The 14,093-nt window shown below is 33.1% G+C and carries 12 protein-coding genes and 4 pseudogenes; 2 read left to right on the plus strand and 14 right to left on the minus strand.

Features of this window, described 5'->3' with window-relative positions; all coding sequences use genetic code 11:
* Positions 1–71: 71 nt before the first annotated feature.
* The 3 genes from HT586_RS11175 to HT586_RS11185 form a co-directional block, all read right to left on the minus strand.
* Complete coding sequence (locus tag HT586_RS11175) at positions 72–572, minus strand: universal stress protein (protein ID WP_203545813.1); 501 nt, start codon at positions 570–572, stop codon at positions 72–74.
* A gap of 70 nt (positions 573–642) precedes the next feature.
* Entirely contained in the window at positions 643–1,593 is a 951-nt protein-coding gene (locus HT586_RS11180; protein ID WP_203545814.1) for an LCP family glycopolymer transferase, read from the minus strand.
* Between the two features lie 52 nt (positions 1,594–1,645).
* On the minus strand, positions 1,646–2,290 hold the full coding sequence (locus HT586_RS11185) for a GNAT family N-acetyltransferase (RefSeq protein WP_203545815.1): 645 nt from the start codon (positions 2,288–2,290) through the stop codon (positions 1,646–1,648).
* A gap of 630 nt (positions 2,291–2,920) precedes the next feature.
* Here HT586_RS11185 and HT586_RS11190 point away from each other — a divergent pair.
* On the plus strand, positions 2,921–3,355 hold the full coding sequence (locus HT586_RS11190) for a MarR family winged helix-turn-helix transcriptional regulator (RefSeq protein ID WP_203545816.1): 435 nt from the start codon (positions 2,921–2,923) through the stop codon (positions 3,353–3,355).
* A gap of 43 nt (positions 3,356–3,398) precedes the next feature.
* Here HT586_RS11190 and nhaC read toward each other — a convergent pair whose 3' ends face one another.
* Together nhaC and HT586_RS11200 are read right to left on the minus strand one after the other, a co-directional pair.
* Positions 3,399–4,841: a Na+/H+ antiporter NhaC gene (gene nhaC, locus HT586_RS11195; protein WP_203545817.1), complete on the minus strand. Its 1,443-nt coding sequence runs from the start codon at positions 4,839–4,841 to the stop codon at positions 3,399–3,401.
* 163 nt (positions 4,842–5,004) lie between these two features.
* Positions 5,005–5,823, minus strand: coding sequence for a trypsin-like serine peptidase (locus HT586_RS11200; protein ID WP_203545818.1), 819 nt, complete (start codon positions 5,821–5,823; stop codon positions 5,005–5,007).
* A gap of 203 nt (positions 5,824–6,026) precedes the next feature.
* On the opposite strand from HT586_RS11200, the pseudogene HT586_RS11205 reads away from it, so the two are divergent.
* Positions 6,027–6,972, plus strand: a pseudogene (locus tag HT586_RS11205) (amidohydrolase family protein).
* Between the two features lie 36 nt (positions 6,973–7,008).
* Here HT586_RS11205 and HT586_RS11210 read toward each other — a convergent pair.
* From HT586_RS11210 to gtfA, 9 genes and pseudogenes are all read right to left on the minus strand, one after another.
* On the minus strand, positions 7,009–7,254 hold the full coding sequence (locus HT586_RS11210) for a hypothetical protein (RefSeq protein WP_203545819.1): 246 nt from the start codon (positions 7,252–7,254) through the stop codon (positions 7,009–7,011).
* Positions 7,255–7,372: 118 nt separating this feature from the next.
* Complete coding sequence (locus HT586_RS12555; RefSeq protein ID WP_269152385.1) at positions 7,373–7,507, minus strand: hypothetical protein; 135 nt, start codon at positions 7,505–7,507, stop codon at positions 7,373–7,375.
* A 210-nt stretch (positions 7,508–7,717) separates the two neighbouring features.
* Positions 7,718–8,698 (minus strand): SdrD B-like domain-containing protein, encoded by a 981-nt coding sequence (locus HT586_RS11215; protein WP_407943987.1) that lies wholly within the window; start codon positions 8,696–8,698, stop codon positions 7,718–7,720.
* Positions 8,681–8,911, minus strand: a pseudogene (locus HT586_RS12620) (SdrD B-like domain-containing protein); the annotation flags it as partial. The gene HT586_RS11215 and the pseudogene HT586_RS12620, both read right to left, overlap by 18 nt.
* A gap of 21 nt (positions 8,912–8,932) precedes the next feature.
* Positions 8,933–9,034, minus strand: a pseudogene (locus HT586_RS12625) (YSIRK-type signal peptide-containing protein); the annotation flags it as partial.
* Positions 9,035–9,726: 692 nt separating this feature from the next.
* Complete coding sequence (locus HT586_RS11220) at positions 9,727–10,191, minus strand: hypothetical protein (protein ID WP_111746884.1); 465 nt, start codon at positions 10,189–10,191, stop codon at positions 9,727–9,729.
* Between the two features lie 463 nt (positions 10,192–10,654).
* A pseudogene (locus HT586_RS12465) lies at positions 10,655–10,799 on the minus strand (YSIRK-type signal peptide-containing protein); the annotation flags it as partial.
* A gap of 328 nt (positions 10,800–11,127) precedes the next feature.
* Positions 11,128–12,453, minus strand: a complete 1,326-nt coding sequence (gene gtfB / locus HT586_RS11230) for an accessory Sec system glycosylation chaperone GtfB (RefSeq protein WP_203545821.1) — start codon at positions 12,451–12,453, stop codon at positions 11,128–11,130.
* A complete protein-coding gene (gene gtfA, locus HT586_RS11235) occupies positions 12,450–13,961 on the minus strand; it encodes an accessory Sec system glycosyltransferase GtfA (RefSeq protein ID WP_203545822.1) in 1,512 nt (503 codons plus the stop codon). The genes gtfB and gtfA overlap by 4 nt, the downstream gene beginning before the upstream one ends.
* Between the last annotated feature and the right edge of the window lie 132 nt (positions 13,962–14,093).

Below are 14,093 nucleotides of genomic sequence, written 5' to 3' on the forward strand. Positions count from 1 at the left end.
TTTTGCAAAATATCAATAAAAAATAAAACGGGGATAAGAATCATTCTTATCCCCGTTTTATTTTCATACCTTTAATTATTACTATATTCTCTTCTAAACTCTTCCGTAAATGCTTCAAGTTTAAAGTCATCCGGCACCTGCTCAGTACGGACAACGAGTACATCACACTTCGCATAACGTACAATCGCTTCTGAAACACTACCCATCACAAAACGTTCTAATGTATTTATACCATTAGAGCCACAGATAATTAAATCGCAATTTGCTTTCGGCGCTATCTCTTTAGTAATAACCTGACGTGCTGCTCCGTGACCAATCTTTATATCAACTGATTTCACGCCTTGTTCTAAAGCAATTGCTTTATAGCCATTCAACATCTTCTCAGTATACTTATCGGCATTCTCATGCAATGAACCCCGTTCACTTTCTACATTCGCGTATGTTCTAATATCCACCACATGCACTAATGTAATTGCTGCATTATTTCTTTTCGCGATGTCGACACCCTTTTGAAATGCATACTCACTCACTTTTGAACCATCTACCGGAATCAAGATATGTTGATACATCATTTGTAACAGCCCCTCTCTTATCTTCATCTTTAGTATATCACCAAAATGAAAACGCTTCATTCTTTAAGCGCTATAAACCTAAATTCTCCACATATAAATTACGGACTTCTAGTTTCTGATCCTCATTCGGCAGGAAATACCATAAGCCATCCGCCATAATCGTACCTTCACCGGTTAACTGGTACTTCTTCACATTATCCAATGCACCGCGATATGATAACCCTAAACCTTTCAAATCATCAAAGGACATATCCGTAACAACATTACCGTCAATATTTTTCAGGATGGCATCCAGTTTCGTCACAGATTGTACACCCACGATTTCATTCGCTAAACCTTGAATGACGATTTGCTGACGCTCCTGACGCCCAAAGTCACCACCTGCACCATCACCTTTACGTGCACGGATAAATGCCAATGCTTTATCGCCATCTAAATGTACAGTCTGCCCTTTCACAAAATCATAGCCATTTGCACTGAACGTTGCATTACTCTTAACGTCAATCCCTCCGACCTCACCAATTAACTTATGCATGCCGTCCATATTTACTGTCGCATAATAATCAATCGGTACATTCATCAGCTTTTCAACTGACTGCACTGCCATCTTGGCACCACCATAGGCATAAGCATGAGCAATTTTTTCCTGCGTATCTTTTCCGACCATCTCACTATATGTATCACGTGGAATACTTACCATCACTGTCTTGTTCTTCTTCGGATTTATACTCAGTAATATAATCGAGTCGCTACGCCCTTTATCCCCTGCAGATAATCGTTCTTCGTTTGCATCAACTCCAAATAACGCAACACTGACAGCGTCTTTATCCTGAATGCTCACTGCTTTATCACGTAAATCAGATTGATCGCGACCTTCTATTTTATGCTGAATATTATTAGCTGTCTCCTGAACTTTAAAATAAGCATTGCTTACATACCAGCCAATACCTACGAGTATAATCAGACAGAGCAGCACAATCCACTTCAGACAGCCATCTCGCCTTTTTTCACTTCTCTTCATTATATACACCTCTCTTAAAACATATGATACACAGAAAATCAACTACGCGCCATCATACATAAGTTGTAGTGTCGAATTTCCCTAACTGAAGTTTATTGGCATTCAACCCTAAACCCCGATATCCTTGTTCGAGCAATACCTGAATCTGCTCTAAATCATCACGTTCGACTTCAACGACATCCAATACACCATACTTATGCATCAAATCTTTCATAAAGATAAATCGCAATTTACCACCGTAAAGTCTATCCATGGCAACAATGTGCATCCCTAAATGAAACTTATCTTTTAAGCTTGGTGTATTATCAGGATGAACCGTCGCCATAATAATCTTATATTGCGCAGCAACTTGTTCAAATAACCATTCTCCAAGTTTACGCTGTAAAGATAACCCTCTATAATCCGGATCCACAATCGTAATATCTGAATAAATCAGTCCGCTTGCTTTAGCATCATCAATACCAGCGTACGGCCCTAAGTAGTCATCAGTCGGTAGATGCATCGTTCTGAAAGCACCAACGACACCTTCAATCTCTGCTACAGCCATCAAACCTGCTTTAATCTCTTCTTTAAGTTCATCTATCGGCACAGGATCTAATGCTTCAGGATTAACAAGGACATCTAATGCGTGCTGTTGAATGCGTTCAATAGCGACTACGTCTCTCAGTTCAGCTTTTCTAATGTTTATCTCAGTCATTTTTTATTTTCCTTTCCAGCATCTCTTTTTAAATTGTACTATTCATATTATAAAATACCATATTTCATAATACTTGAAGTAATCAATATCTATCAGAAAAAAATATGATCACCAAAAATGAAAGGTAAACTTATTATTAAGAATGTTATTATATGATTAATTATATTAATTTTCTAACAAAACTTATACATTTTATTAATATTTTTTATATAATTGTCGTTTCAACAAAATCAATGTAATTAACTTTCAAAAATAGTATAGGCAATATACATTTTCATATTTTAATTATTTTAGAATAACTTTTATGTAAAATTTGGTTTCTTCACCTCTTTAAATATTATATTTATTTTTAATGTTATCATTTAAGATACATTTCAAATTTAAAAGAAACAGCTTATTAATAATATAATCGCGCAAACCTCAAACAAATTATCATTCATTAAAATCCACATCTTAATGATGCCTTTCATTTATTTTTATGATATACTATTTAGGTTGATAACATGAAATATCTTGTGTGTAAATAATGAAGTTTAAAGAAATTAACTTTTATTAACATTTCAGTTAACGCACGGTTTATTGTATGTTTTACACCAACCGCCAAATTATCAAAAGAAATGAGCGAATTTTATGATCGAATTAGAACAATCATTATTTAAAACAGTCAGCTTGATAGAAGCAAACCTCAATGAATCTTTAAATAAAGTATACGGTATTTCTTATACGGAATTCTTAATCCTACATAAACTCTACTTCGATAAAGAGAGTACAATTGCTGAGATACAAAAAGATATTTCATATAAGATGGATTCTGCAAGTACAAAGACAAAGAAACTTCGCGCTATGGGACTTGTTGCGAAAGAACGTCGTAAAGACGATGAAAGAAAAGTAGCAACGAAATTGACAGATGAAGGACAAGTCTTAGTCGAAGATATAATGAATAAATACGACAATCATCTAAATAAATCATCAGTAAAATTTACTGAAAATGATGTTCGTACGTTACAACTATTAATTGATCGTTATAGAGAGAACTTCCATACAGATTTTGATATAAACAATTAATACAAAATGCGTTTGAGATTAAATCTCAAACGCATTTTTTATGTTAAGCTAATTCAACAGGTTGTAAATTCTGTTGCTCGAAATGGGCTCTTTCTTCTCTCGTCATCTTTACAATCTTAAAGCCAGTGTAGCCATAAATGATTGAAATAACAGGTACGATAAAGTTTAAAATTGCGTAAGGTGCGTATTGAGCTACACTAACGCCAAGCGTTCCTGCAATAAATACACCACACGTATTCCAAGGTACAAATACACTTGTTAACGTACCACTGTCCTCTAAACAACGAGATAAGTTCTTCGGATGTAAGTTCTTATCAATATATGCGCGTAAATACATACGACTCGGGACAACAATACTAATATATTGCTCTGAACACGTTGCATTTGTAGCAAAACAACTCACAATCGTCGCTGCAATTAAGCTACCTGTAGATTTTGCTACTAATAAAATCTTAGAAATAATCGCATTTAACATACCACTAAACTCTAAAATACCACCGAACGTCATCGCTACAATTGTCATCGAGATGGTAAAGAACATCGATTCAAGACCACCCTTATTGAATAATTCAGTAACTAATTCATTTTTCGATTCCATCTTATAACCTGTTTGAAGTGTGTCCATAACAGTTTTCATGTTATCGCCTTGAACAAGTTGCTGTGCACCAGCTCCTAATATAATACCCACAACTAAAGCAGGAACAGCTGGTACCTTTAACGCAACTAAGACGATAACAATTACCGGAATCAATAATAACCAAGGCGAAATGACGAATTGATCCTTCATTGCATTTAATAAAGTATCTATCTTCTTCGTGTCCATGTGACCACCGGCGAATTGACGCCCGATAAAGAAATAGGCAATTAATGCGATAATAATCCCCGGAATTGTCGTAAAGAACATATGCTTAATATGATCAAATAAATCAGTACCGGTTAAACCTGATGCTAAGTTTGTTGTATCGCTTAACGGACTCATCTTATCCCCGAAATAACTCCCTGATATTACAGCACCAGCAATCATACCCGCAGGGATGCCCATACTTAAACCAATCCCCATACCAGCAACACCAACCGTTGCCATTGTTGACCAACTTGAACCGATGGCTAATGCTACAATGCCACAAATTAAACAAATCGTAACTAAAAATAAACTTGGAGAAATCAACTTTAACCCGTAATAAATCATCGTAGCAACGACGCCTCCACCAATCCAGGCACCGATAACTAATCCAACCAGGATAATAATGACAATCGCAGGTAATGCAAGTTTAATCCCTTTGTACATCATCTCTTCAATTTCTTCCCATGTAAAGCCATGTTGATGTGCAACAATTGCTGCAATCGCAGTACCGATCATCAATGGAATATGTGGCGCTTGATCTAACACAACAACTGTAAATAACATACTCGCAATCATGAAGACAAGCGGTACGAGTGCCCACCAAACATTTATTTCCTTCTTTTGTTTTAATTTATTATCCATACCCTTTAATATCCTCCCACCAATGTTGAAATCGTTTACATTAATAGTTTAATAGAATAAAGATGAAAAATCTACACTAATTTTCGAAATACTTAAATTATTTAAAAATCTAAAAAAGAGACATGTTGCAACCAACATGTCTCTAAAAATATTTTCGAATAAATTAATACATATGCTTTCTAACAAAACGTCCCGTATAGCCATACAATGACTCTGCTCCACTATATTCAACCTTACCTAGACGTGTATCATCTCCACCGTAAAGATCATATCCATATGTGCGTAGTCCATACACGCTTAATTTACTATCAAATAACGGAGAACCTGATGCCCCTGCTCTGAATTTATCTTTCAATACAAATTCAGTTTGATTTAATGTTCTCATAATAAATAACGCTCTATTATAATAACGTTTCTCATAATACTTACCATCAAACGGATAACCTACACTATACATGCGTTGGCCACGCTTCAACTGCTTGATTTGATAATCCGTCGCAAGCTTCATCGGTTTCGCATGATCCGTAAGCTTCTCAGTTGTATGTAGTAATGCCACATCTGCATATGGTACTTTCACAACTTCAGTGACTTCAAATTCACGAGGAATATCTTCACCATTACGGTTCATCTCAAACGTTAAATAATTAGCATCTGTTGCCTTACCATGTTCATCATCAATCACATGCGCATTTGTTAATATTGTATGATCATCAATAACAAACCCAGTCCCCATCGTTTCATATTCAGGACCCGCCCAACCGTTCTCATTAGATATACGCCCGATAGCAGTATACTTTGAATAGCGATTTGGTATAGATTTCATCATTGTCCTCATATTCGGATATTGCTTGATAATAGGATAAGCAATCTTTGTATTTTCAGGTTTCATACCATCATAATAGTAGTCTGTTTCCATCGCAGAAACATTTACTGTCGTTACAAAAAATGATGTAGCGATTAATGCAGCACTTTTCTTTTTCATATAGATTAGATCCTCCTAAACGTGTTAATTCATTATAATCCATTATTATTGATAACAGTTTAAAAGTAAGTAAATTTATTATGAATATATTGATTAATTGTGCTCTAATCCCCCTTGAAATTTAACGTGAATCATACCATTTATAAGCGAACATAACTCTCGTTTATAATAGATATATATAAATGAGTAGGAGGAATAAAGTAATGACTAAATATATCGATACGCATGTTCATCTTTGGTCAGTTGAATACTTAGATCACTTAAAATCACTCAGTTCAGAAGGAACAGATATCGCAAAGAATATTAATACTGGTATTACTGAAGATGAATTAAATAAACGTTTAAGATGATGGAAGATGCAGGTGTAGCAACACAAATTATTTCTGCAACACCACAATAGAGCACAAAAGAAGAAGCACATAATGCTGCAACAATGATCAATGATTTATACGAAGCAATGGTACAAAAATATCCCGGGAAATTTCTCGTGTATGGCGCAGTATCATCACCTTATGTAGATCAGACAATAGAAGAAGCGACATCTTTACTACAAAAGGATGAATTTATAGAGATTGCGATATCAACACTCGTTCAAAATAAAACATCTATCGGTGACGCATAATTTGAACCGTTCTTTAAAGCGATGAATGAATTGAATGCAGTTATCTATATCCATCCGACAGGATAGGATGTGGTGCCATAAGTCCAATGATCAATGACTTCAGTCTGGAATGGGTGGTAGGTGCACCGCTTAAAGCAATGATTGCAACACTACAGTTATTAAAGCAAGATATTCCACAAAAGTATCCAAATATTAAATTCCATATTTCACATTTGGGCGGAGCATTACCATTCCTAATACAGCGCATAGAAGATAATTATGAGGACTGAGATGCATTTAGTAAAAGTCCATTTGATGTACTCAATCAACAATTCTGGTTTGATACAGCAAACTTCCATGTACCGTCTCTTATTAATTCAGTGAATACATTTGATCCATCTCACTTTATGTTAGGCAGTGATTTCCCATACTTCCAGGATGAGAAATACACGCGTGCTGTAAAATATATCGAGGAAAGTGGCATTGATGCACAATATATCGATGGTATATTGCATGGCAATGCGATGCATCTATATCGTATCAAATAAATAAAAGCCATCTGAATCCACAGATGGCTAACTTTATTACTTCATCGATTGCTTGACTCCTTCTTCAACACTTATATAATTAAGCTCATTTCTAGATCCATTCATATCATCACTGTATGTCAGATTATCATACAACTTATTAAAGAACGAGTTCTTTCTTAATATTGGGTATATAATGCACGGTACTGGAATCGCAAAACTACCTTCACCCTGACTTGCTCTCATAGTTCTAATGACTTCATTCGTACTGAAATGTTGATTAACTGACGGATAAGTTTTCAAGTACACCACTAAAAAAACATGCAATTAATGTTATAAATAAATATTAATAAATATTAATATGTAATTTTATATATTTTTAAAAAAAGATGAAAGTAATTAGCATAAAGTTATTTCATGCTTAATCACTTTCATCTGATTTCGTTTTATCAATAATCATCGCCACTACTGTTAATGTACCGATGATCAGAGAAGATACAATTGCATTATTTGGACCTACGGAGAATAGGTGCAGCTGTGCTAATAACTGTTCCATACATTATCCGCTCCTTTTCATCGTGTAATATATAATCTATATTTAATACATTATAACTACTATTATCTGAAAATTCAAACAATATAATGTAACATTTTGATTACAAAACCTCATAAAAAAAGTAACACACACTCATAGAGTGTGCGCTACTTAAATATAAAAACTTAGTTATTGATTCAGACGTCTCCAAACCAATTGATAAGTTGCTTATTATTTACGACGAGAACCGAATAATGCAGCTCCACCTAATAATGCTAATACTGAAGCAAGTGCTCCACCATTGTCTTTTTCACCTGTATCAGGTAATACTGATTTACCAATTTCAGCTGGTTTAACAGTTTCAACCGGTGCTGGTGTAGTTGGTGCAGGCTCAGATGGTTTAGTTTCACCTGGAGGTGTTGTTTCGCCTGGAGGTGTTACTTCACCTGGAGGTGTTACTTCGCCTGGAGGTGTTACTTCGCCTGGAGGTGTTACTTCACCTGGAGGTGTTACTTCTCCACCACCACCTGGAGGTGTTGTTTCACCTGGAGGTGTTACTTCTCCGCCGCCACCTGGAGGTGTTGTTTCACCTGGAGGTGTTACTTCTCCGCCGCCACCTGGAGGTGTTGTTTCGCCTGGAGGTGTTACTTCTCCGCCGCCACCTGGAGCTGGAGTTCCAACGCCATAGTAACCTTGGTCTACATTATAATTAGAAGCACCTTTTAAGTTTACGATAACGTCAGTTGGTCCATCTGAATCAATTGCTTCTGAAACATCATTATCGATGTTCGCAATAACTGGTGACCAGTCTAATGGATTATGGAAGTTAACGATGTATTGACCATCTGATAAACCATGGAATGCATAGTTACCATTTGCATCTGTTGTTGTTTCAGCGATAAAGTTTCCAGCATAGTCACGAATAGATACACGTAATCCTGCTACTGGGTTTTCACCTTGATCATATAAGTTGTTACGGTTTGCATCCCACCATACGTGGTCTCCGATTGATAAATTACCTTGTGATGGTGCTGGTTTAACTTCTCCACCATTACCTGGTGCTGGAGCTGGTGTAGCTTCTCCACCTTGTACTGGTTTAGAACCTTGTCCATTTAAAGGAATGAAACCAGTGTCTAAAGTAGTGATGTTAGCTCCGTTAATATCAACTAATACGTCAACTGGTCCGTCTGAATCTACATCTTCAGAACCGATATTTGCTACATCATTTGCATATCCTGCAGGTACTTCGAAGTTAACTACGTAAGTACCATTTTTTAAACCTGAGAATGTGTAGTTACCATTCGCATCTGTTGTTGTTGTTGCAACGTGGTTACCTGCATAATCACGGATTGTAACTGTTAATCCAGCAAGACCTGTGTCTCCTGCATCTTGAACGTAGTTACCGTTGTTATCTGAGTAAACACGATCTCCTAAAGAATATGTTGCTTCTGCAGCGTCAGCTTGTTGACCAGCGCCTAGGAACAATAATGAACCTACTACTACTGATGCTGTTCCTACTGTGAACTTTCTAATACCATACTTGTTCATAAAAATCCTCCTCTTTATTTCTTAATCATTCAAATTGTCAATTCGCCATAATAATCAGATTATGACTTATTATTATTTTAATACTATTATTTTACAATGTCACACTTACATGCATTTAACATACAACTAAGTTATCAACAATTTTGTATAAAAATACATTATTTTTGTATATTTATATTTTATATTGTATCATACATTTTTTAGCAATTACCATACATCTATTATTTATAAGTGTTTCCTTGCTATTTATATAATAAAATATATTTTTATATACAAAATAATGTATATTCTTATCCGCAATTGATAGTTCGTTTGAATTGTGACAATTTTGTGACAAGATGCTTTATATAATATTTACTCTTGTATTTATTATAATTTTTAAAATTTAGTTATCGTTGAAACTAAAAGCATTAATGTTATCTGGAATATTCAATTTTATTTCAGAATTGCACTTCCGAAATCTATAATTCCATATTGGTTTATATCTATGTGCAGAATTGCTGATGTATAAACAAATCGTTTTTCATTGATTAATACATTCGAATAATAATAATTATCCTCTAGATCTTTAATGTGGCTTATCGCTTCATCTTCTAATAAAATGAAAATTGTCAAATTGAAAATTTTTACAAAATTATTAAAAAGGTTCTTTATTGATATACTATTCTTTGAACTTTCCACATAACAATAAATCATATAACATAAATTGGTTGCTTTTTATGTATTGACTCAGTCATCCATAGGATATCTACGTCAAGATCATCCGTATGTTGTTCGTTATATTGCTCTTGTTTTATACAGACTAACTCAATACATATTCTATTTTTATTAATCTGTTTAATAATGTGTTTAAATATTACTTCACTGAATTCATCAATAAGTTTGTGGATATTCCCCCTTTTTATTTTTTTATCTAGTATCTTCGCCATCCATTTAAAGTATTTATCGTTTTTAAGGAAATATTCGTATAGGTAACTTTGCAATGATTGAAATGTCATTCTTCTTTCATCAAAATTGAGCGTTGATTTTGGATTCATCAATAACATTCGATGGTTGAGATAAACGCTTTTATACTTGCTGGTGTTATACTTGCTGGTGTCATACTTATCAGATGAAATATATTCAGAAAAACACTTTTTATTTTCTATAAAATACATGCTCTCTACTTCTACAAGACGTTTAAAGTATTGGTTTACTTGCAAAATAATTTCATGCTCTTTCTTAGATTTGACAAAATATGGTTCGGTACCAACAATTTCATCATCTTCTTCGCGATATATAGCACTAAAAGGCTTAGAAAGTAAGTATTTAATATGTTCATTCTTTTTATTTACTGTAATAGATAATTGAAAATCATCTATTACATCAATATTGATAACATCATTGTTCCGTCAGTATCAAAAACGGTCTTTTCAACAGTACCATCTGCTATTGTCAATTCAACAACTTGGCCTGCTGTTGCGAAACCTGTCAGTTCTGTATTATCAGCATTCAATTCAAGATTTACTGCTTTCTCTGGTAATATTGATTCTGATATTACACTGTCAGTTATCGGTGATTCAGTTGTAGCCTCTTCTGTTGTAGCTGTTTCTGTCGGCGCTTCTGTTGCCAGTGTTTCCTTCGTAGTTTCTTCTGCTTCAGCACTATTGCCCAGAAAAATTAAAGTTCCCACTAATATTGATGCTGTACCTACCGTAAATTTAAGTATCGAATACTTATTCAATTTGTTCAGCAAAAAGTCGTGTTTTTCATGTGTTTCCTCCAAATATAACCTTCTTTAAAGGTGGTTGATTAATATTAGTTATTATAGCATGATTATATTAATTTTTAGTTTATTTTTACATCATAGAAATTACAGAGTTTTATATTCATAATAATTAAATAGGAGTCATTTTTAATAACAAATATATAATAATTATTGAGATGTACTATTACTACCTTCCATCTTAAAAAAACACCTCAAAAGTTAGATTTCAAGTCTAACTTTTAGGGTGCCTTTCATTTACATCTTTAAATATTATCTTGTTTTAAATGTTAACAAAATATTTGTTTATTATGAAAAATAGTTAATACTAAAGTATTTTTTGTTTCAATTAACTATTTTTATCAAAAACAGCTCTAAATTCTTCTTTTTCAATTTCATTTGCTTGTAGTTTTTGTTGTCTTAATAATATTTCTTTATCTCTTTTTGTCAAATTAAGCAATCTAATCAATTCTTCAGGATTTGATTGGCTGATGAGTAGTTCATTTCCAGTAAATGTAGGATTATGCGCAGTTTCTTTATAACCCATTATTAATAAATCATAGTCAAAAGCACTGCGAACAGCATTTAAAATTTCATTGCCTTGATTAATATCTAAATAAATATCTGTATTTTCATAAATTTTTCTTGCTACCTTTAAATCAACTGAAGGGAATAATCTGACATTCTTATATTTCCCAAGGTCCATTAATTTTGATGACATTTCTGTTATCGCAATTATATTAAAGGTATAACTCGGACTACTTTGAATGATTTTTTCAATATGCGGTAACTGATCTGAATTTGTAACTGTTAATACATTTTTACTAAATGTATTCTTTCTATGGTATCTATACAAGTAACCTGCCCTCTTAATCTTACTTTTAACATTATTCGCAGCAAGAGCTATAATTTTATTATACTCTTCTTCGTCAGGAACAATTACTTTTATAGATTCCAAAGCATCACTTTCGAGTATGTATTGCATATTTCCAGGTAACTCCTGATGTATACGTTCCTGCCAGAATAAATAGCCTTTTATAGATTGCTTCCTATTAATAAGAGCTAATAATGGTGTTGCTAATGAATTAAAAACAACATCAGTTGTATCGAAATCCAATCTTTCTAAGCTAAATGCTGTAAATTCATTCTTATCATTAAATATATATTCTCTATTATCTAAATAAAGCATAATTGACTTTGTAATATAATTTTCATATATTATAATTTCATTTTGCTGGTTGAAAAATGTTTTGAAAATTGGGTTTCCTTGTTCACTATTTACAGTGCGTGCAAATAATATACCGTGCTTTGTATAATGATCAATCGAACGTATTATCCCATTTTCATTTAACCACTCAACTTGCTGTACAATTCTTGAAAGATAATTTTTTTTATATTTGATATTTGCTCTAATTTTGCCATTATCATTGATGGTTGCCTGTTCATTAGATCCTTCTATTTCCCAGTATTTAGGTATTTTTACCCTATTAAAATAAAGTGGTTTATCAGTTTTTTTAGGTGCATATTTTGAAAACAGCTTATATGGCGTTATTATTTCATCTGGTAGAAAGCCATCATCTTCTATTACGAAGGTTGACAGATTCATGTTAGCAATTTTCAAAGAACTATAAAGTTTTCTTGCTGGAGTGTTGAAGTGCTCAAATAATGTTATCATTCACTGACCTCCTCAAATAAATTTAGCCATCTTTGTTTTATATATCGTTTTTTATATGGTTCAGCTATTTGATAGGAAACTTTAGATACATTTTTCAAGTCCATTTTATAAAATTCAATAATTTTATCAGCAATACGATCAGTTATCTGATCGATTGAATCTTCAGTGATTTTTACTGGAATCAGAAAACCATTTTCACCATCTTTAATAAATGTTGGATTCCCATAATTGACATCAAATCCTATCATCCCTAATCCTGATCCTACCGCTTCCATTAAAGTTAAGCCAAATCCTTCACTCTGTGAAGCAGATAAAAATAATTCATAATTTTTGTAAACATCCTTTAAATCTACATGACCCTTTAGATGAATATAATCATTCGCTTGAAACTCATTAATAATATCTTGTATCTTACTCTTTTCACCGCCATCACCATAAATATCAAAATTCAAATCTGGCAAAATTTTTCTCGCTTTGATTACCGCTTTGACTAACCAGTCTACATGTTTTTCATTTGCTAGTCTTGATGCTGTAATTACAGAAAATTGTTTACGTGTTGCCTTAGGTTTAACCAGTTTATCTAAAGCACCGACCGGAATTGTCTTTATAAGCGGATTCTTACTACAGTAATATTCAAATTGTTCAGATAACAATTCTCTTTGACGATCCGTGGCTGTTATAAAGAAATCTATTTCATCAGCTTGTGCAAATTGATACTCATAATAATTATTCCACAATATTGTATTATCATTTGTTGCATTCTTACTATAATGCTCTGCATGTATTACAACACCTATTTTACAATCTCCTTTATTTTCTAATATGGATTGACCAATCTTAGTCACACGATCGATAATTAAAATGTCATCTTGAGTTAAATTTAGTTTACGTATAAAATATGAAACAAATTCACGCTTACCATATATTGGTTCATCATCTATAATAAAGATATTTGTATCCTGATCTTCATTAATATATTCTTCATAAGCAACTGATCCGTCTTTGTTATAATATTGCCTCATATAAGCTTTAGCTTTATTATCAAAGGGTGCATAAAACTCTGATAAGGTGCGCACATATGAATAAAAATCTTTGCGAATCAACATCCCATTAGATACAAATTCTGCTCTATCAACGATATCTTTATTTTCTTCTTTCAAATAGCAAGTTACGAATGTTTGATTATTTTTAAAGAAAATCCTGCGTATTTTATTATTATTTTCTTCTTTTATTACTTCATGATTTAATTGTTGAATAATATCTTCTACTGTTACTGAAGTAGGTGCAATCTTAATATCAGTAAAATATTGATAAAGCCAAATAATTTCATTATCTTTGAAGCCAAGATTACTCGTTAAAGTTTGGATATTTTCATTTTGAATAAAATCCAGAAATACAAATTTTAAATTTTTTTTTATTGTGCGTAATAGTTTTGCACGATAACTTTGTGCATATTCTACGCCACTGCTTGCCCAGCCAATACCAAAATTTATATTATAAATTGTCATGATTACCTCCTAAGGATTGACTATAAGTTTTATCGTTCATGTCTCATTTTTTACGAGTATTAGCTCAAACACTTGTAAAGCACTATCTCGTTTTCAGTAAAAATAAATATTAAAACTAGATTGAGACAATCC

The organism is Macrococcoides bohemicum (genome assembly GCF_016865215.1).
Classification (GTDB): domain Bacteria; phylum Bacillota; class Bacilli; order Staphylococcales; family Staphylococcaceae; genus Macrococcoides; species Macrococcoides bohemicum.